At 59.9% G+C, this 26879-nt stretch carries 23 protein-coding genes and 2 pseudogenes; 12 read left to right on the top strand and 13 right to left on the bottom strand.

Annotation, left to right across the window (positions count from 1 at the left end; genetic code table 11):
* The 3 genes and pseudogenes from BLP23_RS32555 to BLP23_RS32545 all read left to right on the top strand — a co-directional run.
* Positions 1–274 (top strand): annotated as a pseudogene (locus BLP23_RS32555) (S-(hydroxymethyl)glutathione dehydrogenase); the annotation flags it as partial.
* 29 nt (positions 275–303) lie between these two features.
* Positions 304–1878, top strand: a complete 1575-nt coding sequence (locus BLP23_RS32550; protein WP_092588783.1) for a Re/Si-specific NAD(P)(+) transhydrogenase subunit alpha — start codon at positions 304–306, stop codon at positions 1876–1878.
* A gap of 25 nt (positions 1879–1903) precedes the next feature.
* Positions 1904–3277 (top strand): NAD(P)(+) transhydrogenase (Re/Si-specific) subunit beta, encoded by a 1374-nt coding sequence (locus BLP23_RS32545; RefSeq protein WP_092588782.1) that lies wholly within the window; start codon positions 1904–1906, stop codon positions 3275–3277.
* A 333-nt stretch (positions 3278–3610) separates the two neighbouring features.
* Here BLP23_RS32545 and BLP23_RS32540 read toward each other — a convergent pair whose 3' ends face one another.
* From BLP23_RS32540 to BLP23_RS32510, 7 genes are read right to left on the bottom strand one after another with little or no spacing between them, the layout of a single operon-like run.
* Positions 3611–3925 (bottom strand): 2Fe-2S iron-sulfur cluster-binding protein, encoded by a 315-nt coding sequence (locus BLP23_RS32540; RefSeq protein WP_092588781.1) that lies wholly within the window; start codon positions 3923–3925, stop codon positions 3611–3613.
* Between the two features lie 39 nt (positions 3926–3964).
* Positions 3965–5206, bottom strand: coding sequence for an NAD(P)/FAD-dependent oxidoreductase (locus BLP23_RS32535; RefSeq protein WP_092588780.1), 1242 nt, complete (start codon positions 5204–5206; stop codon positions 3965–3967).
* Positions 5207–5208: 2 nt separating this feature from the next.
* The gene (locus BLP23_RS32530) at positions 5209–5697 is read right to left on the bottom strand and encodes a cupin domain-containing protein (RefSeq protein ID WP_324613850.1); all 489 of its coding nucleotides are present in this window, start codon (positions 5695–5697) and stop codon (positions 5209–5211) included.
* Positions 5698–5755: 58 nt separating this feature from the next.
* Positions 5756–6424 carry a 4-carboxy-4-hydroxy-2-oxoadipate aldolase/oxaloacetate decarboxylase gene (locus BLP23_RS32525; RefSeq protein WP_092588778.1) on the bottom strand — a complete coding sequence of 223 codons (669 nt, stop codon included), beginning with the start codon at positions 6422–6424 and terminating at the stop codon, positions 5756–5758.
* Positions 6425–6445: 21 nt separating this feature from the next.
* The gene (locus BLP23_RS32520; protein ID WP_092588777.1) at positions 6446–7375 is read right to left on the bottom strand and encodes an ABC transporter substrate-binding protein; all 930 of its coding nucleotides are present in this window, start codon (positions 7373–7375) and stop codon (positions 6446–6448) included.
* A gap of 27 nt (positions 7376–7402) precedes the next feature.
* The gene (locus BLP23_RS32515; RefSeq protein WP_092588776.1) at positions 7403–8428 is read right to left on the bottom strand and encodes an amidohydrolase family protein; all 1026 of its coding nucleotides are present in this window, start codon (positions 8426–8428) and stop codon (positions 7403–7405) included.
* Positions 8428–9618, bottom strand: coding sequence for a cytochrome P450 (locus tag BLP23_RS32510; RefSeq protein ID WP_092588775.1), 1191 nt, complete (start codon positions 9616–9618; stop codon positions 8428–8430). Before BLP23_RS32510 ends, BLP23_RS32515 begins: the two co-directional genes overlap by 1 nt.
* A 222-nt stretch (positions 9619–9840) precedes the next feature.
* On the opposite strand from BLP23_RS32510, the gene BLP23_RS32505 reads away from it, so the two are divergent.
* From BLP23_RS32505 to BLP23_RS32485, 5 genes are read left to right on the top strand one after another with little or no spacing between them, the layout of a single operon-like run.
* The gene (locus BLP23_RS32505) at positions 9841–10632 is read left to right on the top strand and encodes an ABC transporter ATP-binding protein (protein WP_092588774.1); all 792 of its coding nucleotides are present in this window, start codon (positions 9841–9843) and stop codon (positions 10630–10632) included.
* The gene (locus BLP23_RS32500; RefSeq protein ID WP_092588773.1) at positions 10629–11339 is read left to right on the top strand and encodes an ABC transporter ATP-binding protein; all 711 of its coding nucleotides are present in this window, start codon (positions 10629–10631) and stop codon (positions 11337–11339) included. The genes BLP23_RS32505 and BLP23_RS32500 overlap by 4 nt, the downstream gene beginning before the upstream one ends.
* Positions 11339–12220, top strand: coding sequence for a branched-chain amino acid ABC transporter permease (locus BLP23_RS32495; RefSeq protein WP_092588772.1), 882 nt, complete (start codon positions 11339–11341; stop codon positions 12218–12220). Before BLP23_RS32500 ends, BLP23_RS32495 begins: the two co-directional genes overlap by 1 nt.
* Positions 12217–13212, top strand: a complete 996-nt coding sequence (locus BLP23_RS32490) for a branched-chain amino acid ABC transporter permease (RefSeq protein ID WP_092588770.1) — start codon at positions 12217–12219, stop codon at positions 13210–13212. The genes BLP23_RS32495 and BLP23_RS32490 overlap by 4 nt, the downstream gene beginning before the upstream one ends.
* The gene (locus BLP23_RS32485) at positions 13209–14435 is read left to right on the top strand and encodes an ABC transporter substrate-binding protein (protein WP_092588769.1); all 1227 of its coding nucleotides are present in this window, start codon (positions 13209–13211) and stop codon (positions 14433–14435) included. The genes BLP23_RS32490 and BLP23_RS32485 overlap by 4 nt, the downstream gene beginning before the upstream one ends.
* Before the next feature lie 283 nt (positions 14436–14718).
* On the opposite strand, the gene BLP23_RS32480 is transcribed toward BLP23_RS32485, so the two are convergent.
* Genes BLP23_RS32480 through BLP23_RS32470 form a run of 3 tightly spaced genes read right to left on the bottom strand, consistent with a single transcriptional unit; the run spans position 14719 to position 20175 of the window.
* The gene (locus BLP23_RS32480; RefSeq protein ID WP_092588784.1) at positions 14719–17982 is read right to left on the bottom strand and encodes an error-prone DNA polymerase; all 3264 of its coding nucleotides are present in this window, start codon (positions 17980–17982) and stop codon (positions 14719–14721) included.
* Entirely contained in the window at positions 17982–19496 is a 1515-nt protein-coding gene (locus tag BLP23_RS32475; RefSeq protein WP_167364059.1) for a Y-family DNA polymerase, read from the bottom strand. Before BLP23_RS32475 ends, BLP23_RS32480 begins: the two co-directional genes overlap by 1 nt.
* Positions 19417–20175, bottom strand: a complete 759-nt coding sequence (locus tag BLP23_RS32470; protein ID WP_092588768.1) for an ImuA family protein — start codon at positions 20173–20175, stop codon at positions 19417–19419. The genes BLP23_RS32475 and BLP23_RS32470 overlap by 80 nt, the downstream gene beginning before the upstream one ends.
* 258 nt (positions 20176–20433) lie before the next feature.
* Between BLP23_RS32470 and dinB the strand changes: the two genes are divergently transcribed.
* Positions 20434–21525, top strand: coding sequence for a DNA polymerase IV (dinB, locus tag BLP23_RS32465; protein WP_092588767.1), 1092 nt, complete (start codon positions 20434–20436; stop codon positions 21523–21525).
* Here dinB and BLP23_RS32460 read toward each other — a convergent pair.
* On the bottom strand, positions 21522–22019 hold the full coding sequence (locus BLP23_RS32460; RefSeq protein ID WP_092588766.1) for an SOS response-associated peptidase family protein: 498 nt from the start codon (positions 22017–22019) through the stop codon (positions 21522–21524). The two genes, dinB and BLP23_RS32460, sit on opposite strands and share 4 nt — an antisense overlap.
* A 57-nt stretch (positions 22020–22076) precedes the next feature.
* On the opposite strand from BLP23_RS32460, the gene BLP23_RS32455 reads away from it, so the two are divergent.
* On the top strand, positions 22077–22667 hold the full coding sequence (locus BLP23_RS32455) for an SOS response-associated peptidase (protein WP_092588765.1): 591 nt from the start codon (positions 22077–22079) through the stop codon (positions 22665–22667).
* Positions 22668–22934: 267 nt separating this feature from the next.
* Here BLP23_RS32455 and BLP23_RS32450 read toward each other — a convergent pair whose 3' ends face one another.
* Positions 22935–24728: a methyl-accepting chemotaxis protein gene (locus tag BLP23_RS32450; RefSeq protein WP_092588764.1), complete on the bottom strand. Its 1794-nt coding sequence runs from the start codon at positions 24726–24728 to the stop codon at positions 22935–22937.
* 472 nt (positions 24729–25200) lie between these two features.
* Between BLP23_RS32450 and BLP23_RS32445 the strand changes: the two genes are divergently transcribed.
* A complete protein-coding gene (locus BLP23_RS32445) occupies positions 25201–25923 on the top strand; it encodes a LuxR family transcriptional regulator (RefSeq protein ID WP_092588763.1) in 723 nt (240 codons plus the stop codon).
* 164 nt (positions 25924–26087) lie between these two features.
* Here BLP23_RS32445 and BLP23_RS32440 read toward each other — a convergent pair.
* Positions 26088–26178 (bottom strand): annotated as a pseudogene (locus tag BLP23_RS32440) (diguanylate cyclase domain-containing protein); the annotation flags it as partial.
* 375 nt (positions 26179–26553) lie between these two features.
* Here BLP23_RS32440 and BLP23_RS32435 point away from each other — a divergent pair.
* A partial coding sequence (locus tag BLP23_RS32435; protein ID WP_092588762.1) for a YybH family protein occupies positions 26554–26879 on the top strand: 326 nt, incomplete at its 3' end.

Below are 26879 nucleotides of genomic sequence, written 5' to 3'. Positions count from 1 at the left end.
CGGCTGGGGCAAGTCGGTCGTCATCGGGGTGGCCGGTGCCGGCCAGGAAATCTCCACCCGCCCGTTCCAGCTGGTCACCGGCCGCAGCTGGATGGGCACCGCCTTTGGCGGCGCGCGTGGCCGCACCGACGTGCCGAAGATCGTCGACTGGTACATGGAAGGCAAGATCCAGATCGACCCGATGATCACCCATACGATGCCGCTCGAAGACATCAACAACGGCTTCGAACTCATGCATTCCGGTCAAAGCATCCGCGGCGTCGTCGTGTACTGACAATCGTATTCTGGAAAATAGGGGCTTACATGTTCATAGGTTCGCCACGAGAGCGGCTTGCGGGGGAAGCACGCGTCGCAATGACGCCGGACAGCGCCACCCAGCTTCAGAAACTCGGATATCAATGTGCCGTCGAAACGGGCGCCGGCAAACTCGCCGGCTTCTCCGATGACGCCTATCGCGCAGTTGGCGTTACGGTCGTCGACAGCGTTGACGCACTTTATGCAAGCGTAGACGTCATCGCTCAGGTGCGCCCGCCCGAAGCGAGCGACATAGCAAGGCTTTCGGCAAGCAAGACGCTGATCTCCTTCTTCTATCCCGCGCAGAACAAGGAACTTCTCGAGCAGGTGAAGACGATCGGCGCGAACGTGGTTGCCATGGACATGGTACCGCGCATTTCGCGCGCCCAGAAGATGGACGCGCTGTCCTCCATGGCCAACATCGCCGGCTATCGCGCCGTGATTGAGGCCGGCAATAATTTTGGCCGCTTCTTCACCGGTCAGGTGACCGCGGCCGGCAAGATCCCGCCGGCCAAGGTTCTGGTCATTGGTGCCGGCGTCGCCGGTCTTGCCGCCGTCGGCACCAGCATTTCGCTCGGCGCCATCACCTATGCGTTCGACGTTCGACCGGAAGTGGCCGAGCAGATCGAATCGATGGGTGCCGAATTCGTCTTCCTCGACTTCAAGGAACAGCAGCAGGACGGCGCGGCGACGGGTGGCTATGCATCGCCGTCGAGCCCCGAATTTCGCGAAGCGCAATTGAAAAAGTTCCGAGAGATCGCGCCGGACATCGACATCGTTGTCAGCACCGCGCTGATCCCGGGCCGCGACGCCCCGAAGCTCTGGCTTGCCGACATGGTCGCCGCGATGAAGCCGGGTTCCGTGGTGGTCGACCTTGCAGCGGAACGCGGCGGGAATTGCGACCTGACCGTTGCGGACCAGAAGATCGTTTCGGAGAACGGCGTCACCGTGATCGGCTATACTGATTTCCCGAGCCGCATGGCCGCGCAGGCCTCGACCCTCTATTCGACGAACATCCGCCACATGATGACGGACCTGACCCCGAAGAAGGATGGCGTTCTCATCCACAACATGGAAGACGATGTTATTCGCGGGGCCACTGTGGCGTTCCAGGGCGAGATCACCTATCCGCCACCGCCGCCAAAGATCCGAGCGATTGCCGCCCAGAAACGACAAGAAAAGGCAAAGGAGCTAACGCTGGAAGAACGGCGTGCAGCCGAAGCTTCCGCCTTCAAGTCGGCAACGCAGCAGCAGATCGGCCTGCTCGTCGTCGGCGGCCTTCTGACGGCGCTTATCGGCGCCTATGCACCGTCGGCCTTTATGGGCCACTTCATCGTCTTCGCGCTTGCCTGCTTCGTCGGCTTCCAGGTCATTTGGGGTGTCAGCCATTCGCTGCATACCCCGCTGATGGCCGTGACCAACGCGATTTCCGGGATCATCATCATCGGTGCGTTGCTGCAGGTCACTGCAGGCGGCTGGCTGGTGACCGCCCTTGCCGCCGTTTCGGTGGCGATCGCCACCATCAACATCGTCGGCGGCTTCATGGTCACCCGGCGCATGTTGAACATGTTCCAAAAGTCGTGACGACTCCGCCCAGGGGATAAGAATCATGTCTATCGGTATCCAGACCGCGGCCTACATCGCCGCATCCGTCCTCTTCATCCTTTCGCTCGGCGGTCTTTCCGGTCAGGAAAGCGCCAAGCGCGCCGTATGGTACGGCATCGCCGGCATGGCAATAGCCGTGCTCGCGACCATCCTCGGGCCGGGCGTCGCGCTTTCCGTCGTCCTGATCATCATGCTCGTCGTTGGTGCTGTCGTCGGCACGTTGCTGGCACAGCGCGTCGAAATGACCGGCATGCCGCAGCTCGTTGCAGCGCTGCACTCCTTTGTGGGCCTTGCTGCTGTGCTGATCGGCCTCAACTCCGACATGACGACACATGAATTCGCCAGCAATGCGGAAAAGATCATCCATGAAGCAGAAATCTTCCTTGGCGTGTTCATAGGTGCGGTGACCTTCACCGGCTCGATCATCGCCTATGGCAAGCTTTCCGGCCGCATCGGCGGCAAGGCACTCATCCTGTCCGGCCGGCACATATTCAACATCCTGATGGTGCTCGTGTCGCTTGCTCTGATGATTATGTACATGAATGGCGCGGGTTCATGGACGCTTTACCTGATGACGCTGATCGCCTTTATCATCGGCGCTCATCTCGTCATGGCCATCGGCGGCGCCGATATGCCGGTCGTCGTTTCGATGCTCAACTCCTATTCCGGCTGGGCGGCCGCGGCGACGGGCTTCCTGCTCGGCAACGATCTATTGATCGTAACCGGAGCGCTCGTCGGCTCGTCGGGCGCGATCCTGTCCTACATCATGTGCAAGGCAATGAACCGCCAGTTCCTGTCGGTCATTCTTGGCGGCTTCGGCAATGCCTCAGGCCCGGCGATGGTCGTCGAAGGTGAACAGGTTGCTATCGATGCCGAAGGCGTTGCCGCAGCGCTCAACGATGCCGACTCGGTCATCATCGTTCCGGGTTACGGCATGGCGGTCGCTCAGGCCCAGAGTGCGGTTTCGGAACTCACCCGCAAGCTGCGCGCCGCCGGCAAGAACGTGCGCTTTGCGATCCATCCGGTCGCAGGTCGCCTGCCTGGCCACATGAACGTCCTGCTCGCGGAAGCCAAGGTCCCTTACGACATCGTGCTGGAGATGGACGAGATCAACGACGACTTCCATGAGACCGATGTCGTCATCGTCATCGGCTCGAACGACATCGTCAATCCGGCCGCACAGGAAGGTCCGAATTCGCCGATCGCAGGCATGCCGGTGCTCGAGGTCTGGAAAGCCAAGCAGGTTTTCGTCTCCAAGCGCGGCCAGGGCACCGGCTATTCCGGGATCGAGAACCCGCTGTTCTACAAGGAAAACACCCGCATGTACTACGGCGACGCCAAAGAGTCGGTCAACGGCCTGCTTCCGAAGCTGGCCTGAGAGCTTGATGATCTCCGCTTCCGACTGAAGGGATTTTCTCAAAGAAACATACATGTTGCGCGGCAGCCGTAAGACCTTCACGGGCAGGCTCGCCGTTGCGCGCTCTGGACAGTCAATCCAAAAGCCGCCCGCCATGACCGTGGCGATCGCGAAAGTGGCTATCGACATATGGGTTTATCCTTGATGGCGAAGTAACGCATAGGGCCAGTGCACGCCGAGGCGCCGAATAAAGCATGCTGGGGCTCCAGCCTACCCCCGTGCATTGACTCGTTAGCCCGGCGACATTGCCAAATAATCCTTGAAATCCGCCCGTGATGCGAGCGGATCTATTTGTTAATCTTCGGGGGCAATGCGAACGACGATTCCACTGAGAGTCTCGTCAAAGGGGATCTGACAGGAAAGCCGCGAGTTCTCCTGGCGGTAGTCGGAGCCTTCCAGCAACTCACTCTCGTCGATCGAGGGCTCTGCCAGGCTTACGCTCTTCGGTAGTTCCTCGACGTAGACATGGCAGGTGGCACAGGAAAGGCACCCGCCACACATTGCAAGCAGCTCATCAAAGCCCGCGCTTCGGATGTTCTCCATCAGCGAAGCGCCCACCCTTCCCTCGAAACTATGCAGCTCTCCATCCCGCGTACGCACTGATATCATAGACCTTTTCCTCCACTTTCATTCCGGGCCTCGAATGCCTCACGGCACTTCGGGGCTAAGTTCCTTGAGTTGTTTGGATGCGTCGGCCAAGGCGTCGCGGTCGATCCTCGCCGAGCCATCGACAAGCTTTCGTCCCTGCACGTAGTCGCGTGATGCGTTGACGCAATCGAGGGCCAGGACCGCCCCGTCCTTCAGATAGATAACGCTGAAGCTCCGACTGGCGGGATTGCCGCGCGTCACCACGCTGTCAAAGCCGTAGTTGAGACCGATGGTCTGCATCCTCAAATCGTATTGATTGGACCAGAACCAGGGTGTCGCCTCGTAGGGCTTGAGTTCGCCGCAGATCGCCTTCGCGGCGGTCGTCGCCTGATCCGTCGCGTTCTGCACAGATTCGATGCGAATGCCACGACCATGTCTCAGCCGAGCGCAGTCTCCGATGCAGTAAATATCCGGCAGAGACGTCCGGCAAAACTCGTCGACATCCACTCCGTTTCCGCCTTCCGCGCCCGCTTCGATCAGCGGGCTGGCCGAAGGGATAATGCCTATACCGACCACGACGATATCGGCCGCGATCGTCTCGCCTGTCGAAAGCAGCACGTTCGTTACGCGGCCGTTCAACCCTTCCAGAGAACGGACGCCGCTATTGAGGCGGACATCGACACCACGTGCGCGATGCTCGGCTTCGTAAAACCTCGATACCGGCTCGCCCGCCACACGTGCGAGAACGCGGTCGAGAGCCTCGACCAAAGTCACCTCTTTGCCGATCTCTCGAAACACCGCTGCCGCTTCGAGGCCGACATATCCGCCACCGACGATAACGATCCTTTCGGAGTCGGGAAGGACTTTGACGAGCGCATCACAATCCGCCTTGTTTCGGAGATAGCAGATTCCGGCAAGCTCGCTGCCGGGGCAGGAAAGCTTCCTCGGTTCACCACCGGCAGCCCAGACGAGCGTGCCGTAGGAGAAGCGTTCGCCGAGGTCCGTCACGACGACATGGGCTGCGGCATCGACAGTGGTCACGCGCCTGCCCAACATCAGTTCCACCTGTCGCGTCGACCAGAAATCCTCCGGTCTGAGATGCATCCTGTCGAACGATTTCTTGCCCGCAAGATATTCCTTCGAAAGCGACGGGCGGTCGTAAGGGACTTCCGGCTCTGCGCCGATCAGGGCAATGCCTCCCGTGAAGCCGGACTGCCTGAGCGCGGCCGCTGTCTGCGCGCCGCCGTGTCCGCCGCCGACGATGACGCAGTCAAAGAAGCGATTGTGATCCTCCCGCGTCATTGTCACGACTCTCTTTCAGCACCGATGAGGACGAAGCACATGGTCGCGGGCTTGTCGCTCTTGTTGCGCCAGGCGTGGCGCGTGCCGCATTGGACGACGACATCGCCCTGCTTCAGGAGCGTTTCGGCGCCGTCATCGAGTTCGAGCCAGAGCTCGCCGTCGAGGACAATGTCGTAATCCACGGTGTCGGTGGTGTGCATACCGGGGGCGTCGGGCTCGAACGCCTGGATCAGGCCCGGGATGTGCACCGCCTGCTCCTCGAACGCGGCCGCCAGATCGACGGTCGCGAATACCGAGTCTGGCGGGAAGACGACGATCATCAGCTTCGTCTGGCCCGGTTCGGGGGTGATCAGGATTTGCGGCGGCGCCTGCTCCGCATGACCCTGCGGAAGGCTGGGTTTCGCCGAAGTTGCATAAAGGACCGAGGTAAGGTGGCCCGGCACAGAATCGTACACATGGGCATTGGGTGCGGGGCCGTCGCTGATGAACACTGACCTGCCGTTACTAATCCCTGTGACGACGCGCCGGGGTATGCGCAGTTCCGTTGCCCTATTCATAGATCAAGCCCTTCGCCTCAAGCTGCGGACGCATGTTGTTAATGTCGAGGCTCAGTTGGCCTTGCTCGTAGAGACCGCGCTTTTCGTCTTCCATTTTGTGGCGTTTGCGCGCTTTTTCGAGGACCATCGCGGCCTCGTCGCGCTTGACAACGCAGATGCCGTCGTCGTCAGCGACAATGACGTCGCCCGGCTCGATGTAGGCTCCGGCGCAGACCACGGGGACCTGGACGTTCGCGAGCGTCTCCTTGACCGTGCCTTGAGCCGATATCGCCTTGGACCAGACAGGGAAGTTCATGGACCGCAGATCAGCGACATCGCGTACGCCGGCGTCGATCACGAGTCCCAGAATTCCGCGAGCCTTGCACGATGTCGCGAGGAGATCGCCGAAATATCCGTCCATGCACGGCGAGGTGGGTGTGACAACCAGGATGTCGCCGGGCTGCGCGACCTCAAGGGCGACATGGATCATCCAGTTGTCACCCGGTGGCACCTCGCATGTGAGCGCCGTGCCCCCGATGCGCGCGCCCTCGATCACGGGGCGCAGATGCGGGGCCAGCAATCCCCTACGGCCTTGCGCTTCGTGGACAGTCGCGACGCCGAGCCCACCCAAGGCTTCGCATGTCTCGCGATCCGTCCGCGGTGTCTTGGTCATTACTTTCATTGGGAACCTCTCGAGATGCAATCAAACGTGTTTCAACCAGCCGACCGCGCCTTGGAGGAAACTGCGATCAAACACGCCTGCGGCGCTGGATCTGGTTGCTTCGTCAATCAGCTTGGCGCGGATCATCAAGTCGACCGTGGTATCCATGGCACGTTGCGGAATGGACAGATCGCCGGGCCACATGCCCATGTCGCGCATGTAGCAAAGGCCGCGCGAGGCGAGTTCGGTGTCGTCTTTCGTGGTAATTCGCTGGAAAATCGGAAGCATGATTTCTTCGCGGCTTGGGTCGTTGGTGATCGAATAGGCTTCGAACAGCGCCTTGAGGAAACGAACGATGACATCGCGGTTGCCGTCCAACCAGCTTTTGCGTCCAATGACGGCAGCAAAGACGATCTCGGGGATGACATCATTGATCTCGCCGATCAGGTTGTAGCCTTCGCGTTCGGCGAGGAAATTCCATGGCGCAGGCTGCGGCGCGCAGTCGATTTCCCCCGCCTGCAGAGCTTCCCAACGCTTGGTGTGGATGCCGGCGAGCTCGAACTCGTAGTCGCCGGGATACTGTAGCCCTTCCTTGGAAAGGAGCATCTGCGTGTAGATCGCCGTACCCTCTGTGAGCGACGAGGTGCCGACCTTTTTGCCCCTCAGGTCCTTGATCGACTTGATCGAAGGCAGTGCGACCATGGACATCGGCAGGCGGTTTGAGTTTGAGGCGATGACCCTGAGCTCGCCACCTTTGACGAAGTTCGAAACGGCACCTTCCGGCGGGGTGATAGCGAGATCGGCTTCGCCCTCCAGCACGGCCGTGGTTGCCTTGTCGACGGTGCCCAGCTTCTTGTATTCGATCACCAAGCCATGCTTCGCGAAAATGCCGTGCTCCTCGGCCACAAAGACCGGAAGCCAGTTGAACCCTTGTGCCCCGCCTGCGAGGCTTAGACTTTGGCTGGAAGCCATATGCATTCTCCCTGACAATTTCGAGATTCAAAGGCCGCGCTTGCGCAGCCGCTCATCCAGAAGCGGGTAGACTCGGCGTGCGTTTCCTTCGAAGACCGCGTGCCTATGTTCGTCACCAAGCGCGAGCTGGTCGATGTATCTCTTGGTGTCGTCGAAAGGATGCCCCGTCTCCGGGTCGATCGCCTTGACCGCACCCAGCAGCTCGGAGCCGAAAAGGATGTTCTTGATATCGATGACGCTGAAGAGCGTATCGATGCCCGCCTGATGGTAGACGCAGGTGTCGAAGAACAGGTTGTTCATCAGGTGCGTGTCGAGGCTCGGTTTTTCGAGCATGATCGACAGGCCGCGGTAGCGGCCCCAGTGGTAAGGCGCCGCCCCGCCTCCGTGCGGTATGATGAGCTTGAGTTCCGGGTGGCGCTCGAACAAGTCTCCCTGAATCAACTGCATGAACACCGCCGTGTCCGCGTTGATGTAGTGCGCGCCCGTCATATGGAGGCAGCGCTCGCAGGAACTCGAAACGTGGATCATCGCCGGGACCTTAAGGGCGACCATGGCCTCCCACATCGGATCCCACCATGGATCGTAGACCGGCGGGGCACTCCAACGCCCGCCCGATGGGTCGGGGTTGAGATTGCATCCGACGAAGCCGTTCTCTACGCAGCGCTCCAACTCCTCTATGACCGCCGACAGGTCGCCGTCGACTGTCTGAGGAAGCTGGCAGACGGCCGCGAAATTATCCGGGAACATGTCGACGATCCGGCCAACATTGTCGTTCGACAGGCGCGACCATTCCTTGGCGACTGGCAGCCCCGGCACATGATGCCCCATGCCGGACGCGCGCGGGCTGAGAAGCGTCACGTGCGAACCGCGCTCGCGCTGAATTTTAAGCTGGTTCGCCTCGATAATGTCGCGCAGTTGCTTGTCGGGTATTCCCGGATAGATCGGTGGCTCGGAGGACTTGCCTTCCGTATAGGCGACTTGCGCCGTTCGGAAGGCATGGTGCTCTGGTGGTTCTGTCGTGAAGTGGCCGTGGCAGTCGATGATCAAAGACATCATGCATTCCACTTCGCAGGAAGGTCGGAGATGCCACGGAACCGCCAGCCCTTGCCCTTGATCTCCCGCGACGTATCGAGACGAAGATCGGGCAACTGCCGGAACACCTCGGTAAGCGCGATCTCGCCCATGGCACGCGACAGGAAGTGGCCGGAACAGAAGTGCGGACGGAAGCCGAATGACAGGTGCGGCTTCTTCTTGCGGAGCATGTCGAAACGATCGGCATCTTCAAAGCGCGTCTCGTCACGGTTGGCCGACCCCATGACGATAGCGACGGATGCCCCCTCTGGGATGACCGTGCCGGCGATCTCGAAGTCCTCTTTGGCGATGCGCGGTGTTACGCCGATCGGGGCGATCCAGCGCAAACCCTCATCGAAGGCGCGCATCGCGTTTTCCTGCGGCTGCTCGGCCATAAGCTTCGCCTGGTCGGGATTCGAAAGAAGACCCGCGCAGGCGTTCGCCGCTGCATGGCCCGGCTCCTGTAGGCCACCGAGGATGATGACGCGCATGGTCGGAGAAATTTCCTCCCAGCTACGAACCTCGCCCTTTGGCATGCCGCCGTACATGACATGGCTGAGCAGCGAGTGGTTGGGCTTCGACAGGCACGCCTGATACAGATCACCCATCTGCCCGTCGATGTCGGCGAGCGCATCGTCCAATCGCTTCCATATGGCCGGATCATTGCCGACGTTCTGCAGGCCCAGCGCCATCGCGTGAAACCACTCCACAAGGGTTTCGTTTGGCGTCTCCGTCAGTCCGATGACGTCGCCAATGCATCGCACCGAGATTGGCTCGAAGAGTTCAGTCGTCAGGTTCGCTTCACCATTCTTCTTGATGAAGTCGATATAACGCTGCACGACCGGGCGCGTCAGACCTTCGACGAACGAGCGGACGCGTTCCTGCGTGAGATTCTCGTCGATACCCTGGCGGAGGCACTGATGATCCTCGCCAGACATGGTCAGGACGTTCGGCATGCCCATGACGCGGGCTTCGGGGCGGTCAGCCGAACCCGACGGACCGAACACCTTGTCGTTGCCGCCGATCGTGCGGCAGTCGTCGAACCGCGTGATGAAATATTCCTTTGTTCCCTCGAAGAAAGCCACCGGCCGCTCCGCGCGTAGCCTCGCGTAGACGGGATAGGGGTCCCTGTAGAGATTTTCGCCGGTCAGTTCGGTGTGCGTTCCAGTCATTGATTTCCTCCCTCACCCGCGTCGCGGGTCTTCCAATCCGCCACCATGTTCTCCAACCCGGCGGCATGCATTCTCAGGACGTTGCAGTGGAGCAATCGAGATACGATTGGCGCTTGACATACCGAAACGTCTTCGGATACTGATAGGTATCCAAAGCGGGATTGGCTGTCAATAAGAGAAATGGACAGGCCGCGAAGAGACCGCCTCGGGAGGAGGAAATCATTGAACGATAGCAGCATCGCCGAGGTGCGCCTTGTGCTCGAGGCGCGGGATGTCTCCGTACAATTTGGCGGCGTAAAGGCACTTACGAATGTGTCGGTTTCCGTGAAGGCGGGAGAAATCTGTGGCTTGATCGGGCCGAACGGAGCAGGCAAATCGACTTTTCTCAACGCGGCGACCCGGCTCGTAAATTACACAAGCGGATCGATCATGCTTGACGGCCGGCCACTCGAAGGCGTCGCTTCGCGCGAGATGATCGGAATGGGCATCGCGAGGACCTTCCAGAACCTTGGCATCTATGCCTCGATGACCGTTCTGGAGAATGTCATGCTCGGGGCGCATCACCGGTTTGGCGGCAAGTTCGCTCAAGCGATCTTCGCTCCATCTCGGATAAGGGCGGAGGAACAGTCCGCACGCGAGAAGGCGATGGCGGTGCTTGAAGAGGTCGGCATGGTCGAGCTCGCCGCGCGCGCGGCTGGATCGCTTTCCTATCCCCTGCAGAAGCGTATGGAGATCGCTCGCGCGCTTGCCGCCGAGGCTAAAATTCTTCTGCTTGACGAACCCGCCGGCGGACTGACGCACGGCGAGGTCCACGAATTTGGGTCGCTCGTCGATGGCATCCGACGCAAGCGGAACCTCTCCATTCTTCTCATCGAGCATCACATGGGGCTGGTCATGAGCCTTTGCGACCGGATCGTTGTCTTGCATCTGGGTCGCAACTTGGCCGAAGGCACCCCTTCCGAAATCAAGTCCAACGACGCGGTGATTGCCGCCTACCTCGGGAAGGCGGCATGACACTGGATCTCAAGAACCTCTCCGTATTCTACGGCAAGACGCAGGCACTGTTCGACTGTTCGTTCTCAGTGGGAGAAGGCGAATTTGTCGCCCTGCTCGGCTCCAACGGGGCTGGGAAGACGACGCTGCTGCGTGCCGTTTCCGGACTGCTCCCATTCAAAGGCTCGGTTGCCTTTTCTGGAATGGCGCTCGACAAGATCGACGCACAGAAACGCCTCGCGCTCGGCATTGCTCACATACCCCAAGGACGCGGGACTTTCTCCGAGTTTACGGTCGATGAAAACCTGTCTCTCGGTGCAACGATCGTGTCGAACCGATCACAGGTGAAGGAGGACAAGGAACGCTGGTATGAGACATTCCCGCGTCTGCGTGAACGGCGCGATCAGCTTGCGGGAAACCTTAGCGGTGGGGAACAGCAGATGCTGGCTGTTGCACGCGCGCTCATGTCTCGTCCGAAGCTTCTGATGTGCGACGAGCCATCGCTCGGGCTCGCCCCTTCGATCACTCAGGAAATCCTGGCGATCTTCAAGACGCTCAACAAGGATCATGGCATGACGCTGCTCGTGGTCGAGCAGAATGTCGACATCACCCTTCAATATGCCGATCGGGCCTTGGTTATCGAGGCCGGCCAGATCGTCGCGAGCGGTGCGGCAAACGAGCTGATCGACAACGAAGACATCAAGAAATCTTACCTGGGAGTTGCCTGATGAGCCTCTTCTTCCAGCTCGCCGTCAGCGGTTTGACCACGGGCGCAATTTATTCGGCCCTGGCCTTGGCGCTCGTCCTCATCTTCAGGGCAACCAACGTCGTCAATTTCGGGCAGGGCGAGATGGCGACCTTTTCCGCTTATGTCGCGTGGCAGTTGATGCAGTGGGGTGTACCGCTCTGGCTCGCCGTCCTCGCAAGCCTCGTCGTCGCCTTTTGTATAGGGATCGTGACCTTCCGAGTCATTATCCGGCCGATGATGAGCGCTCCCGTGGAGGCAATCGTCGTCATCACACTTGGCATCCTCGTCCTCTTCCAAGCGGCCTGCATGTGGATGTGGGGCGCCGAACAGCTCTCGTTCCCAAGCCTCTTCCCTGACGGCGGCTTGGATATCGGCGCCATTCGCGTGCTCGCCTCGGCCATCGGCACGCTGACGATCCTTTTTGTTATCGCCTTGGCGATGGGCTTTATCTTCCGGTTCACCAGGCTTGGCCTATCGATGCGTGCGGCGGCTTTCGACCATGCTCGAAGCGTGCTTGTCGGCGTTAATGTCGAACGCATGCTGATGTTGGGATGGGGCTTTGCCGCTGTGATCGGGGCGCTTGCCGCCATCCTGATTGCCCCCCGGCTCTTCCTCAGCCCGACGATGATGACGCCAATCCTCTTTTACGGGCTCGCTGCAGCAACGCTCGGCGGCTGGGACAGTCCGCTTGGCGCAATTGTCGGCGGCCTCGCCGTCGGTGTCGCCGAGAGCTTGGGTGCCAGCTACCTCTCGTTCATCGGCGCCGACATGCGCATCGCCGTGCCGATCGCCCTCACGCTCATCATCCTGCTCGTGAAGCCCGTCGGCCTGTTCGGTTCCTACAAGGTGACAAAACTATGAATGACGGATTCCGCGCCGCGGCTCTCAAGTTCGGTCTCTTTGCGATCGTCGCGATCCTTATCCCCGTCTTTGTGCCGGGATATGCGCTTCAGCAGGTGGCGATCGCCATCGCCTACGCCATCGCCATCTTAGGTTTGAACCTGCTGATGGGGTTCGCCGGGCAAATTTGCCTTGCGCAGGGAACGCTGTTCGGCGTCGGCGCTTACGTGACCGCGATCCTCAACGCCACCTACGGCGTCTCGCCGCTTGCCACGCTGCCTGCAGCAGCAGCAGCGGCAGCCGTGGTCGGGCTGGTCATCGGTCTTCCGGCGCTTAGGCTTCAGGGCTTGCAGCTCGCCATCGTTACGTTCGGCATTGCAGCCGCGTTCCCGCAATTGCTGCTCAAGATGGGAAGCTTGACCGGTGGCGTGTCAGGGCTTCCGATCGATGCCCCCGAAGCTCCGAGCTTCATATCCGATAGCCCTGAGCTGTGGCTCTATATCATATCGCTTGCGTGTGCGGGCCTCGGTGCCCTGCTTGTCTCGCTGATGCTGTTTGGCGACAACGGGCGCGCCCTTAGGGCACAGCGGGATAATCCACAGATTGCCCAAGCGCTCGGCATCAACCTGACACGCACGCGGCTATGGGCATTTGCTGTCAGTTCGGCGCTCGCGGGAGTCGGCGGCGGAGTTTTCGGCATTATCAGCGGCTTCATCAGCCCGGAGTCGTTCCTGGCAATCCTGTCCATCAACATCGTGATCGGCAGCATCGTCGGGGGCGTCACCAGTATCGTCGGCGCATTTCTCGGCGGTCTGTTCATGGTCTTCGTCCCAACTTGGGCATCTGACATCAACCTTAGCCTCGGCAATCTGATCTACGGTCTCGCACTGATCCTGATCATGATGGTCGCGCGCAATGGGGTAACTGGCTTCATCGAAAAATGGCTCTCGGTGACTTTTCGGAGGATGGCGAATAGCCGACGCCATATTGCAACAAGGGAGGAACTGATATGAAATTTATCTCTGCACTGAAAGGATGCGCAATGCCGCTGGCTGTCGCGGCACTGCTCGCGGTCAGCAATGCCAATGCTGCGGAACCGGGTGTCACTGACGACACCATTAAAATTGGCGTCACGGGACCGCTGACTGGACCAGTTGCCGTCGTTGGCGGTGTCGCCGAAGGAATTCGCGCGCGGGTCGAACAGGCCAACGCCGAAGGTGGCGTCAAAATGGGCGACGGCAAGACCCGCAAGATCGATCTCATCATCGAAGATGATGGTCTTGATCCCCAGCGCACGCTGGCAAACGTCCGGAAGATGGCAGAGAAAGACCAGGTATTTGCCCTCGTAGGCACGGCGGCGACGCCAAACAATCTGGCGATCGGCCGTTACATTACGCAGAAGAAGGTCCCGAACCTCTTCATGTATTCTGGTGTCGTCTCCCTGAACGCCCCGAAGTGGGAAGTTGGCTTCGTGCCTTCCTTCTCGACAGAGGCGGATTCCTTCGCCGAATATCTCAAGGCGAACAAGCCAAATGCGAAGGTGGCGTTTCTGTATCTAAATACGGAAACGGGTCAGACCTTCATGAAGGCCTTCGATAGCGCAATCGACGGAACGAACATCAAGGTGATCGAACGCCAGCCGGTGACATCGCAGGACCCCACCGTCGAGACCCAACTCAACACCCTGAAGGCTTCCGGCGCTGACACCCTGGTGATCATCGCTGCTCCGCGCCAGGGAGGCGAAGCCATCCGCTTCCAGTCTGAAAGCGGCTGGAAGCCGTTGACCCTGGTAACCAACCTTTCCTCTGCATACCCGGTCCTTCAATCCGTGGGGCTGGATAATGCGAAGGGCATCATTACATCTGACTTCCTGAAGCCTATCACCAGCGATCAGAAGTCTGGCGACGAAGGCGTCGATCACTATCTCGACGCCATAAAAGCAGCCAAGGTGAACTTCGTCTTCGCCAATACGATTGGCCAGACCGGATATGCCATCGGCGACGCGCTCATCCAGTCCCTCGAAAAGCTCAAGGACCCCACCCGCGAAGAGCTGATGAAAGTCGTTCACAACATGAACGGGTGGAAGAACCCATTGCTCCAAGAGGGCATCACAATGACGACCAAGGAAGGATCCGATATTTACCCCATCGAGGCGCTCCAACTTTATCAGTTCGACGGCCAGAAGTACGTGGCGCTCGGTGGAGTAATGGGCTTTGAAGGCAAAACATACGAATAGCTTCCCTTGTCAGCGGGTGCCGGTAACCGGCGCCCGCACAGGCGAGGCAGATTTTGCAGGGATGTGGCGGCAATGGTAGCTAGATCTCCTGTCCGAGCGAGCGCGGGTGTTGCCGACGTCTTCGCGGCAGCATAGGCGCCCCTCAGTAGCCGTGTATCATCCGTGCCTCCTTATTCGTGCTAACAACTGAATGGGCCTAGAATTTACCTATCACTCAGGTAACGAAACGCGGCTTCCGCCTTGACAGGATTCGACCCCCAGTCCCAGTCGTCTACGTTCAGGATCACTGAAAATTCCGGCTCTTGATCTTGAGCGTATCGATATGAAGATCCGGCACGAACATATCTCTCGGCCGAAGTCCCGGCGCCGGTCGTTCGCGGGAATCGGGACTTCCGGGTGAGCCATGGGCGAACTCGTCGCCCCGGCCGGTCGGCGGCCGGAATGCTCCGTCGCGCTCGGCAAGGCTTGACAGATCGGCCGAGAGATCGAAGAGCTGCTGGGCGACCAGGTGAACCACGTCGCCTTCCCGCTGGATCCTGCCGTTGATTGCCATCATACTGGCGCCAAGCACTACGCGCCGCGACCGCTCGAAGAGCTTTGGCCAGACGACGACATTGGCGACACCGGTCTCGTCCTCGATGGTGATGAACATCACCCCCTTTGCAGATCCCGGTCGTTGACGCACCAGCACCAGGCCGGCCGCCATCAGCCATTGCCCGTCACGCGCCGTCATCGCCTGGGCACAAGTGACGATCCGACGCTTAGTGAGGTCGACCCGCAGGAAACTCAAGGGATGGCGCCGGAGCGTCAGGCCGGTATGGCTGTAATCCTCGACGACGTCGTGGCCTTCGGTCATCTGACGCAGCTCGACTTCCGGTTCCTGCTGCTCGGCGATCGCCCGCGCCTCCCTCTCCGCTGCGGCAGTGAAGAGCGGAAGCGGCTCGTCGCGCAGCGCCTTGATCGCCCAGAGCGCATCGCGGCGCTCAAGACGGAGAGACGGCAGGAAGCTATCCGCTTCGGCAAGCTCGACGAGCGAGGCGACCGGCACACCGGATCGCCGCCACACATCGTCAACGGATGCGAAAGGTTCTTCGCCACGAGCGGCGACGATGCGCGCTGCATCGGCCGTCGCCAGACCGCGCACCAGACGCATGCCAAGGCGGATCGCATGCCGGTCGCTGCCTTCGACGGGCTCGAGCGTGCAGTCCCAGCGCGACCGGTTGATGCAGACGGGACGGATCGCAACACTGTGCTTCCTCGCGTCGGCGACGATCTGCGCGGGGGCATAGAATCCCATCGGCTGCGAGTTCAGAAGCGCAGCACAGAAGACGTCCGGAAAATGGCATTTGACATAGTTGGAGGCATAGGCGATCAGCGCGAAGGAGGCGGCATGGCTTTCGGGGAAACCATAGGAGCCGAAGCCTTCGAGTTGTGAAAAGGTTTTCTCCGCGAATTCCTTAGAGTAGCCGTTTCGGATCATCCCGTTCACAAGCTTGTCCTGGAAACGCGAGACGCCGCCGGTGAACTTGAAGGTCGCCATGGATTTCCGTAGCTGGTCGGCTTCACCGCCCGTGAACCCTGCACAGACCATCGCCACCTTCATGGCGGATTCCTGGAACAGCGGCACGCCCAGCGTCTTGTGGAGGACCGCCTCCAGTTCGGGCGTCGGGTACTCGACCTTCTCCTTGCCTTCGCGCCGGCGCAGATAAGGATGCACCATGTCGCCCTGGATCGGGCCGGGGCGGACGATCGCCACCTGGATGACGAGATCGTAGAAGGTCTGCGGCTTCATGCGGGGCAGCATGGACATCTGCGCGCGGCTTTCGATCTGGAATGTGCCGAGCGTATCGGCCTTGCGGATCATCGCATAGGTCGACGGATCCTCCTGCGGGAGCGTCGCGAGGTCGAGATCCTGATGCTTGTGCTCGTTGATCAGGGCAAACGCCTTCGCCATGCAGGTCAGCATGCCGAGTGCCAGCACGTCGACTTTCATGAATTTCAGTGCCTCGATGTCGTCCTTGTCCCATTCAATCACCTGCCGGTCGGCCATGGCTGCCGGTTCGATCGGCACCAGATCATCGAGCCTGTCATGGGTCAGCACGAAACCGCCGGGATGCTGGCCGAGATGGCGCGGCGCGCCCATCAGCTGCTGGGCAAGTCTTAGGGTCAGGGCAAGGCGTTGGTCGTCCGGATTGAGGCCAAGCTCGCGGACCTGCCGCTCGCCGACCGTTTCAGACCAGGACCAGACGCCGGAGGAGAGCGCCTTTATCAGGTCCTCCGGCAAACCCAGCGCCTTGCCGACATCGCGAATGGCGCCCTTGGCGCGATAACGCGTGACGGTCGAGCAGAGTGCCGCCTTGTCGTGGCCATAGGTCTTGTAGATCCACTGGATCACCTCTTCGCGTCGTTCATGTTCGAAATCGACATCGATGTCGGGCGGTTCGTCACGTTCCTGGGAAACGAAGCGCTCGAACAGGAGATCGTTGGTGTCGGGGTCGATCGAGGTGACGCCGAGCACATAGCATACGGCGGAATTGGCGGCCGACCCCCTGCCCTGGCATAAAATGCCCTGCGATCGGGCATAGCGGACGATCGAGAAGACCGTCAGGAAGTAAGGTGCGTATTTCATCGTCTCGATCAGAGCGAGCTCATGGCGGATGGTCTTCTCGACATGCCCCGGGAGGCCCTCGGGATAACGTGTCTTGACGCCCTCCCAGGTGTAGTGCTCCAGCGACTGCTGCGCCGTCATGCCCGAAATCAGCGCCTCCTCGGGGTACTGATAAACCAGCTCTTCGAGCGAGAACCTGCAGCGATCAACAATTTCCATCGTGCGCGCCAGCGCTTGCCGGTAGGTGGGAAAGAGACGAGCCATTTCTTCCGGGGGCTTCAGATAACGATCGGCGTGCCGCTCGCGCTCGAAGCCGACGTAATCGATGGTGGTGCCGGTGCGAATGCAGGTGACGACATCCTGCAACTGGCGGCGGCCGGGTTCATGAAACAGCACATCATTGGTGACGACCGTCTTCACCCGGTGCTTTACCGCCAGGTCCGACAACTCATGCAGTCGAAGCTGATCGTTGGGGCGGCGGCGCAGGCAGAGCGAGACATAGGCGCGATCGCCAAAGACCTCGGCCATCTTCCTGAGCTGCATGGCGCAGGTATCATCGGCCAAGTCCGGTACGAGAACGCCGACCAGGCCCTCGGCATAGAGGGCGACGTCGTCGAGATGCAGGATGCACTTTGCTTTCCCTCCGCGGCCCTTGCCCAAGGTCAGCAGCCGCGTCAGCCGCGAATAGGCGGCACGATCGGTCGGGTAGACGAGGATCGACATGCCGTCCTGGAGATCGAGCCGGCAGCCGACGACGAGCCGGATGCCGGTGGCGCGCGAGGCCTCTAGCGCCCGGACGATGCCGGCGAGACTGTTGCGGTCGACGACGCCAAGCGCTTCGATGCCCATGAGTTTTGCGGTCGCAAACAGTTCCTCTGCTGAGCTTGCACCGCGCAGGAACGAGAAGTGGGTGGTGACCTGAAGCTCGGCGTAGCGCATCACCCAAACACCCCATGCAGGAACCATTTGTGCGATCCGGTTTCCGCTTCGACGCCATCACCGGAGCGGAAAATCCAGAAGCGCTCGCCGGTATCATCTTCGACCACGAAGTAATCACGCACCGCGATCCATTCGGCGCTGCGTTGCCACCATTCGCCAAAAATCCGCTCCGGACCGTCGGCGCGCTTCACCCGGCGCCGCTTGCCGCGCCAGGTAAACGAGACCGGCGGATGATCCGGCAGCAGCGCAATCACTTCGATCAGTTCCGGACGCGCCAGAAGCCGGGGCGGTCTCAACCAATGCATCGGCCAGGTGGCCCCGTCCTCATCGGCCGTAGGCGCGATCCGCCGGATGCCGCGTTCCGGGACATCGCTTGCGACCGGCGCGACCCGGAAAATCCGCTGGCCGCCACGATTGCCCAGCACGTCGATGAGCGGCGTCACGTCGGTGATCGGCTCCTCAATGAGCGACGACGCCGACTGTGCCTCAATCAGCGGCTCGGCAAGGATGGCCGCAAGGCTGAGCTTCTCGATGCCGAAGCCGGGTTCAATCTTCTCGATGCGATCGCGGAACAGTTTCGTCAGCCAGGCGATGTCGCGCACAGGCTTGGCGGTCCCGGCTCGGAGCGCCTGCATAGTGTTATCGACGCGGTGGACGATGAGGTCGGCGCGGCGCACGCCAAGTCCGCGCGTCTCGAGTTGCAGACAGAGCTGGCGCACGAGGCGGGTGACGTATTTTTCGATGGTCTCGGGTGCGCTGATCGGTTCGGCGAAGGATTTTTGGACCTCGACAAGTTCCGCCGGCCGGATCGGATCAAGCGGTTCGGCAAGTCGACCGAACATCTGGTCAAGGCGCCGTCCCACCTCGGGGCCGAAGCGTAGGGTCAGCGGCGCCCGTGGTGTGCCGGCGAGATCGCCGACGGTCGCGAAACCAAGAGTCCGGAGGCTCGCAACGGTCTCGGACGGCAGTCGCAGCGACGACAGCGGCAACCGGTTTACGGCCTTGTGGGTCTCGCCGCGCGCAACGATGATCGTCTCCCGGCTGCTGGTCCGAGCGAGCGCATGCGCAGCACCCCAGGTGTCGGCAATCGCCGCGCGCGCTGCGAGACCCCGGCCGCGCAAGCGATTGACGAGACCCGACAACATCAGTTCCTCGCCACCCTGAAGGTGATCGGCCCCTTCCGTGTCCATGACGATGCCATCGGGAGGATCCATGGCAACGACAGGCGAATATTGTGACAAGGCCCAGAGTGTCAGCCGTTCCAGGGCCGCGAGGTCCGCCGCAGGATCCGCATCGATCATGATCAGGCCCTGCACCAGCGCCTGCGCCTTGGCCGCCGGCATGCCGATGCGAAGGCCGAGCTTGAGAGCCGCCTGATCGGCGGCGGAGATCCAACGCTTCGAGCCGCTGCTGGCGATCACCACCAGCGGCGTTTCAACGCAAAGCGAAGGATCTGCTCGCCTGATCCGGTCGGTCGGCAGCGTCGGAAGAAAGACAGATACGACCCTGGCCATCACATGCTCCGATGATGAACTCACCTCCCTCTCCTGCCTTGACCCGCATCAGCTCTGCCAGCCATCGTGCCCGTCCGACCCCAGCGACCGGCAGCGGTTCGGACGGCAGCATCGAGATCCGCCAGCGGGTTGCCGCAGCCGTCGGCATGCCGAAGTCGGAGGCTTCCGTCTGCCGCCGCCAGCGGCGGATCACCAGGCCCAATGTCCCCGATTTTTCGGCCGCAAGCTGCAGCCGGCGCGATGCCGTCATCGGCAGGCGCACCAACTCGGCGACGACGGCGCCGAGGCCGCCATACCGCAGCGCCTCTTCGAAACTCGCAAGCACGGTCTCTTCCTTGTCGCCCTCGACGAAAATGACCCGGTCGGGATGCAGCCCGGCCTGGGCGAGTGCGGGAAAGAAGAGATCGAAGCGCGTCAGGCACCAGACCACCTTGCCGGTGGTGCGGGCAGCAATGCCGCCGATGAAGAGGGCGGCAGCCGCCCCGTCGATCGCGCCGTTTCCACCGCCGGCCACCTCATGCAGCGCGCCATAGGCCAATCCACCTCCCGGCAGCTGCGCATCGATCTCGCCAACCCCAAACGGCAAGACGCTTCGTTGGCGCAACCCTGCCCCTTCCAAATTGGCGATCTTCTCGCGCAACTCGGTAAGAACTGCATTTGAAGCGACTGCTGAGGTCATGATCTCCTTCTGACGGCAACCCGTTTTTGACTTGAGGAACAGGAACGTGTTCTGTATTTGTTCTCAAAGTGAAAATGAGTCAATGCGCGCTCGGCCCGCGAAAGTTGAGCGGCCATGTAAAGCCGGTAATTCCGCCAACGGATTCAAATCGATGGCAGAGATGGGAATTTTTTCGCATGCGGGCGTGCAGGCTCCGGCAGGTAACAATGGAACCGCGCATTCTCCATATTTGGCTGATGGGACTGATGGAAGCTAACCATGCCTGATGAGGGATGCAGCGAGCGACCGCGCAAGATCGTGCATGTGGACATGGACGCCTTCTACACATCGGTCGAACAGCGCGGCAATCCCGAGCTGCGGGGATTGCCGGTCGCCGTCGGTAGTCCCGCTGCCCGGGGTGTGGTCGCAGCCGCCAGTTACGAGGCACGGAAGTCCGGCGTTCACTCGGCAATGCCTTCAGTGACCGCGCAGCGGAAATGCCCGGACCTGATCTTCGTCAGGCCCCGCTTCGACGTCTACAAGTCCGTCTCTTTGCAGATCCGCGCTATTTTCGCCGAATACACGCCGCTGATCGAACCGCTCTCGCTCGACGAGGCCTATCTCGACGTTACCGAAAACCTGAAGGGCATGGAGATTGCCACCGAGATCGCGTCGGAGATCCGCGCTAAGATCAAGCAGGTGACCGGCCTCAATGCGTCGGCCGGGATTTCCTACAACAAATTCCTGGCCAAGATGGCAAGCGACCTCAACAAGCCGAACGGCCAAGCCGTGATCACGCCGAAGAATGGGCCTGCCTTCGTCGAGCAGCTTCCCGTCAAGAAATTCCATGGCGTGGGACCGGCAACGGCCGAGAAGACGCATCGCCTCGGCATCGAGACCGGCGCAGACCTCAAGGAGCAAACCCTCGATTTTCTCACCCAGCATTTCGGGAAGTCGGGTTCGTACTTCTATGGGATCGCCCGCGGCATCGACAATCGCCAAGTCAAACCGGACCGGGTGCGAAAATCGGTGGGCGCCGAAGACACGTTCGCCGAGGACATCCATTCCTATGAACCCGCGCGCGAGGGGCTTCAGCCTCTGATCGAGAAGGTTTGGAGCTACTGCGAGGCCAATGAGATTGGTGCCAAGACGGCGACCCTCAAGGTCAAATATGCCGACTTCAGCCAGATCACCCGCAGCAAGACATTTCCATCAGCACTACCGGCAATCGGCGATCTCGAGGACATGGTGGGCCTGCTTCTCGCGCCCCTCTTTCCGACGCGAAAAGGGATACGTCTGCTCGGCGTATCCCTGTCGTCGCTGGAACGTCGAGCAGCTATCGCGGAACCGCAGCTGCGGCTGGCGCTTTAGACGGGCAGCATTGTCTGAACAGGAGGGGTTGAATGACGCCTGACCCGAAATGTCCCTGCCGGCAGGGGCCGCAGGATTTTCTCTTCGGGGACAAGCCCGTCGAGCCAGACCAAGCGTTGATCGCGGGTGAGAACCGCCATTTGCCGGTCGTGCAATGGCGCGATATCGGCATTCGCCTCGATTGTCAGGATGGCATAGGCCTCATGCCAATCGGGGGTTGCCGGTCGCCAGATCCCTGCGAAATAGAACCAGTCGCCGTTAGCGAGCGAGAAACTGAAGCTCCTGTGGCAAAACTCCGACGCCGGCACCAGGCAGCGGTGGGTTGGAAATGTCCTTCCTTCCGATCGAACGACGTTCACAGCGCGTGGACCGCCGTTGCGCGGACGCAGCCCCCATGGCAGTTCCACCATCTCCACATCGCCGTCATGGCGCCTTATGATGACGCGGCGCTCGTCGAGCGGCGCGTCGGACTGGAAAACCTTCGCGCTCATCATATAAAGAACATATCAGGAACGCTCCTTTAAGACAACCAGACCTGAGACGGAGGATGCATGTGCAATGATTATCGGCTGATGGTGGACGTTGCCTCGATCGTCGAGGACTTCGCCGACCTGAAGATCAAGATTCGTTTCGGTGAAGGCGCGCCCAACCTTGAAGCGCGCGAGGACATCAAGATCACCGACGTCGGCCCCATTGTGCGACCCGTCGATGGCAAGCGCGACGAGGCAGAGCTCGTGCAGCGGCGCTGGAGCTGGCCGGGACCGAACAAGCGGCCGGTCTATAATTTCCGGTCCGATGGCCGGGAGTTCGACTCCAACCGCTGCCTGATCATTGCCGATGGCTTTTACGAGTTCACCGACCCAAAGGACCCAAAAAAGAAGCGTAAGGACAAATGGCTCTTCACGAAGAAGGATGAGCCGATCTTCTGCATCGCCGGCATCTGGCGCGAGACGTCGGAGGTCGGCCAGGCCTTCACCATGCTGACAATGGAGCCGGGACCGGACATCGCGCCCTATCACGATCGGCAGATCGTCATATTAGAGCGCAACGCCTGGGCTGATTGGCTCGACCCAGCGGTTTCGGCAAAGTCTCTCATCCGACCGCTTCCGGCGGGGACGTTGGTGGTGGAGCAGGTCGGCTAGCTTAACAGTTCTCGCTTTAATTGGAGCTTTCGCAACATCTCTGATCTCAACCTCCTTTAAGTGGGGTGTCCGAGGTATTCTTCGATCTCACGCTGCCCTTTGCCTGATCTGGGGCCGTCTCAACGCGATCGCGGCAGCCAACGCACGACATACTCTGCGACGTGCCACAGTTTAATGTAAATTCGTTGGTGAAAATTGAGTGCTAAGAAAAGGTGCTGATCTCAGACCCATCACGCTCAGGACGAACCGGTTGCCGCTGCTCGTTCATCAGAACTCCTCCCACTCACCGCCGGCGAGTGCGGCGTTGCCATGGAAGGCAGCGGTCACCTTAGCGGCCATTGTCCGCGCCGCCGATATGGCGGGCTTGGACGCGGCAGTTGCCACGACCGGGCGCATTTGACGTGAGGTCATGCCGCCTCCAATGTTGAACTGACCCAGCAGCTGGAAAAGTGCATCAGCCTCTCTAGCGAGGCTGTGAGCAGCGGCCGTCGATTCCTCGACCATGGCTGCATTCTGCTGCGTGCCTTGGTCCATGGTGTTTACGGCCGTGTTGATTTCTTTCAATCCCGTCGCCTGTTCCTTTGAGCTTTCGACGATTGCGATAACGTTTGCGTTGACCTGGTTGACTTGGGCGACAATCTCTTCCAGCGCCTTGCCGGTCTCGCCTACGAGAGCGACCCCGCTTTTCACATGCTCATTGGACGCCGTGATCAGCTCCTTGATTTCCTTTGCCGCTTTCGCTGATCTCTGGGCCAGTTCGCGGACTTCTTGCGCCACGACCGCGAAACCTTTGCCGGCATCGCCGGCGCGTGCCGCCTCGACGCCCGCATTGAGCGCCAAAAGATTGGTCTGAAAGGCGATCTCGTCGATCACACTTATGATATTGCCGATTTCCGCGGACGATGTTTCAATCTTCCCCATCGCATCGACTGCGCTTCGGACCACCGTGCCGGAGCGCTCGGCGTTATCGCGTGTCTTTCGCACCAGTTGGCCGGCGTCCTGGGCACGGTTGCTGGAATCGGCGACAGTCGTAGTGATTTCTTCGAGGGCGGCCGCAGTTTCCTCGACGGATGCGGCCTGCTGTTCCGTTCGCTTTGACAGATCGTCTGAGGCGGAACGAATTTGCTGGGCGCCGGCAGCGATGCCCGTTGCATTTTCCGACACGCCCTGCATCGCCTTTCGCAACTTGCTGGTCGCCGCGTTGAAGTCGATCCGGAGCCTTTCCAGCGTGGGGATGAATGGGGTTGCGACCTCCTGGGTCAAATCCCCATCGGACAGAGCCTGCAAAGACCCTGCTAACTGGTCGACATTGTTCACGCGGGCAGTCACGTCAGTTGCAAACTTGACGACTTTGAAGACCTTGCCGTTCATGTCGAAGATCGGGTTGTACGAAGCCTGGATATAAATTTTCTTGCCGCCCTTGCCAATGCGCAGGAATTCGTCAGTCACGAATTCGCCACCTTCCAGACGTTGCCAGAAGCGGCGATAGTCATCGCTGCTGGTGTAAGCGCTGTCGCAAAACATCGAATGGTGCCGGCCCTGGATTTCCGGGAGCTGATAGCCGAGCGCGGTCAGGAAGTTCTCGTTCGCCGACAGGATCTCGCCCTTCGGGGTGAACTCGATGACCGCTTGGGCGCGAGAAAGTGCATTCAGTTTGCCGGCATCCTCGGCGGCCTTGAGCTTTTGCGCCGTGATGTCGGTTGCAAACTTGACAACCTTGTAGGGTTTGCCGCCGCGGATGACGGGGTTGTAGGAGGCTTCGATCCAGATCTCCTTGCCCCCCTTGCCGATGCGCTTGTACTGACGCTGGTCGAACTCACCTCGATTGAGTCTAGCCCAGAACTCGCGATAGTCGTTGGAAGAGGCTTCTGCCGGCTCGACGAACATCCGATGATGCTGGCCGACGATCTCAGACAATTCGTAGCCGAGTGCGGCACAGAAGTTTGCATTGGCCTTTAGGATCTTGCCGGTGAGGTCGAATTCGATAATGGCCTGTGACCGGTTCATCGCGGCTAGTATGGCCTTGGCATCAGATCCGAAGCCGAATGCTATTCCCGTCATGCTGTTCCCCCACTCAAGACTAAGAGAGCGACTGCTTCCACCCCCACGCGGTCGCATTGGACGAGCAATCTGAAGATAAAATCTATTAAAATCTTTAAGGATCCATTAACCGCGTGTTTCCTGAATTTGATTCCCTCGAGTTGAACGAGCAAAAGATAAATATGTAACTGAAATCAGTTAGTTGTAAGAACATATTTTGAGCATTTCTGCGCGGAGAAAGACTTCGCGAGGGCGGCTTTGAATGCTTGTTTCGGGCATTTTTCCGCATTCTTTGCATCACGAAATTGGAAGATGTGTTTACCAGTTGTTAAGAATTAATCGCCGCACTACGCAACCTCACGGGCCATGTAATTGTCCCCTCGAATCCATGTTGCATTGTCGTCTATGCGTGTAGAATCCGCTTCCGATGCAAGCGGATTCGCTAGGCACACCAGTCCAAGCGCCCGGGCGCGACTGCTGATCGGAGAAAGACATGAAGCTCGAGGCCGAATTCAATCGAATTGAGGAAGTCGCCGCAGGCTTCAACACGCACTACGAAGTGTTCAAATATATGAAGGGTCTCACTCAGGACCTTGGAATGAATGCTTTCCTATTCATGACACTCCCGACTGTCGACATCGTTGAAATCGGCGCAACTAAGATCATCACCAACTGGCCAGCGGAAATGGTGGACTACTATGACGCCCATAATCTGATGATCGACAGTCCGGTCATCCGCCGGATGTTGAGATCAACCAGCGCGTTCAATTATGATGTCGAGGCGATCAATACCAATCGTGGAGAAGGCAAGAAATCCACGGTCATTCAGCTGTTCAACCGATATGGGATGGAAAAAGGAGCCTATTTTCCGGTTCACGATGCCGCGGGTGGACGCGGTGCGATGTCGATTTCGGGGCCACGGAATTTCAGCATGATCGAAATGGCGAAGCTCCTGTTCATCGCCACGCTCATCTACGACCGACTCTCGCAGCTCACATTGAACGAGAAACACAAGCCCATCGAGTTTACGCCAAGCGAACTGGACTGCCTGAGACTGACTGCCGGCGGTAAGAAGGGCAATGAAATTGCGAAACTTCTCGATCTGTCAGAAAATTCGGTCAATAATCACATTGGCAGCGCGATCAAGAAGCTGGGATGCTCCACGAGAACGCAGGCAGTCGTCAGCGCTCTGCGCCTCAATATAATTCGTGTTTAGAGGTCGAATTAACAGCCGTTTGCATCATCGTCTCATCGCCTTGACGCCGGCAGCAGGCTCGATGCCTGCTGCCGGCTTTCTCATTGCGGCCGATTGGCCCCACGCGGGGCCGCGGCCGGATCTCAATCCCGATTGGCGCGAGACCAGATCAGCTGGTGCCGTCTGATCACCGTTGAGATGCCCGTAGGAATCGTTGATCTTCTTGAAGTGATCGGCGTCAATGATGAGAAGCGTGCCCCTGTCGCGCTTGCGGCGCGGTCGCGGCGAAGTCCTCGAAGACGTCGAAGAAAGTGAATGCGACCAAGATACCGAAGGTCGGACGCGGCGATTCGAAGGCCGCGACTTCAAAAGCCCGGACGACGAAGGCACAACCTCAGCGTATCACGTCGAAGATTCTGGTTCTGCAAGTCCTGACCATCGACTTCAAGCTGCCCACCGGACGCGGCGAACGAGTTCGCCCATGGCGGCGGTCCGGATCCCCGCGACAATCCGAAGCCTGCGATTTAGCCGCGGGACATCATATCGACACCTTGAAGGTGAAGGCGCGAAATTCCCACTAGCTTCGTGTGTCGGTGTCGGATTGTCGTTCCCCCGTTCGTCCTCTGCTTGAACAGCACAGGAGAACGGTCAATGAGCAACGAAACCAAAGTCAATATCGAAGAAGAGGCGATTATCGCCATGCTGACGATGCGCGCTTCCGCGCTCGGCGAAAAAGATGCCAAGGGCGCACTTTCCTACGAAACCGAGGATTCGGTCGAGTTTTCGCTGGCACCGCCGCTCGTCTATCACGGCAAGGACGAGGCAGGCCTGCAGGCGTGGTTCAATACCTGGGAAGGTCCGATCGGTGGCGATGTTTGCGATGCCAAGCTAACGGTCGGCGGAGACGTTGCTTTCTGGAGTGGTCTGACGCGCATGACGGGAACTAAGACTGACGGCACCGAGGTCGATCTTTGGTT

The organism is Rhizobium mongolense subsp. loessense (assembly GCF_900099775.1).
Lineage (GTDB): Bacteria > Pseudomonadota > Alphaproteobacteria > Rhizobiales > Rhizobiaceae > Rhizobium > Rhizobium loessense.
This window is presented reverse-complemented; position numbering and strand designations above follow the sequence as displayed.

What these genes read in the sequence shown, in the direction of transcription:
- BLP23_RS32550 (WP_092588783.1), top strand. Translation starts at nt 304, where the DNA reads ATGTTCATAGGTTCGCCACGAGAGCGGCTTGCGGGGGAAGCACGCGTC.
- BLP23_RS32545 (WP_092588782.1), top strand. Translation starts at nt 1,904, where the DNA reads ATGTCTATCGGTATCCAGACCGCGGCCTACATCGCCGCATCCGTCCTC.
- BLP23_RS32540 (WP_092588781.1), bottom strand. Translation starts at nt 3,925, where the DNA reads ATGATATCAGTGCGTACGCGGGATGGAGAGCTGCATAGTTTCGAGGGA.
- BLP23_RS32535 (WP_092588780.1), bottom strand. Translation starts at nt 5,206, where the DNA reads ATGACGCGGGAGGATCACAATCGCTTCTTTGACTGCGTCATCGTCGGC.
- BLP23_RS32525 (WP_092588778.1), bottom strand. Translation starts at nt 6,424, where the DNA reads ATGAAAGTAATGACCAAGACACCGCGGACGGATCGCGAGACATGCGAA.
- BLP23_RS32520 (WP_092588777.1), bottom strand. Translation starts at nt 7,375, where the DNA reads ATGGCTTCCAGCCAAAGTCTAAGCCTCGCAGGCGGGGCACAAGGGTTC.
- BLP23_RS32515 (WP_092588776.1), bottom strand. Translation starts at nt 8,428, where the DNA reads ATGTCTTTGATCATCGACTGCCACGGCCACTTCACGACAGAACCACCA.
- BLP23_RS32510 (WP_092588775.1), bottom strand. Translation starts at nt 9,618, where the DNA reads ATGACTGGAACGCACACCGAACTGACCGGCGAAAATCTCTACAGGGAC.
- BLP23_RS32500 (WP_092588773.1), top strand. Translation starts at nt 10,629, where the DNA reads ATGACACTGGATCTCAAGAACCTCTCCGTATTCTACGGCAAGACGCAG.
- BLP23_RS32495 (WP_092588772.1), top strand. Translation starts at nt 11,339, where the DNA reads ATGAGCCTCTTCTTCCAGCTCGCCGTCAGCGGTTTGACCACGGGCGCA.
- BLP23_RS32490 (WP_092588770.1), top strand. Translation starts at nt 12,217, where the DNA reads ATGAATGACGGATTCCGCGCCGCGGCTCTCAAGTTCGGTCTCTTTGCG.
- BLP23_RS32485 (WP_092588769.1), top strand. Translation starts at nt 13,209, where the DNA reads ATGAAATTTATCTCTGCACTGAAAGGATGCGCAATGCCGCTGGCTGTC.
- BLP23_RS32480 (WP_092588784.1), bottom strand. Translation starts at nt 17,982, where the DNA reads ATGCGCTACGCCGAGCTTCAGGTCACCACCCACTTCTCGTTCCTGCGC.
- BLP23_RS32475 (WP_167364059.1), bottom strand. Translation starts at nt 19,496, where the DNA reads ATGGCCAGGGTCGTATCTGTCTTTCTTCCGACGCTGCCGACCGACCGG.
- BLP23_RS32470 (WP_092588768.1), bottom strand. Translation starts at nt 20,175, where the DNA reads ATGACCTCAGCAGTCGCTTCAAATGCAGTTCTTACCGAGTTGCGCGAG.
- dinB (WP_092588767.1), top strand. Translation starts at nt 20,434, where the DNA reads ATGCCTGATGAGGGATGCAGCGAGCGACCGCGCAAGATCGTGCATGTG.
- BLP23_RS32460 (WP_092588766.1), bottom strand. Translation starts at nt 22,019, where the DNA reads ATGATGAGCGCGAAGGTTTTCCAGTCCGACGCGCCGCTCGACGAGCGC.
- BLP23_RS32455 (WP_092588765.1), top strand. Translation starts at nt 22,077, where the DNA reads ATGTGCAATGATTATCGGCTGATGGTGGACGTTGCCTCGATCGTCGAG.
- BLP23_RS32450 (WP_092588764.1), bottom strand. Translation starts at nt 24,728, where the DNA reads ATGACGGGAATAGCATTCGGCTTCGGATCTGATGCCAAGGCCATACTA.
- BLP23_RS32445 (WP_092588763.1), top strand. Translation starts at nt 25,201, where the DNA reads ATGAAGCTCGAGGCCGAATTCAATCGAATTGAGGAAGTCGCCGCAGGC.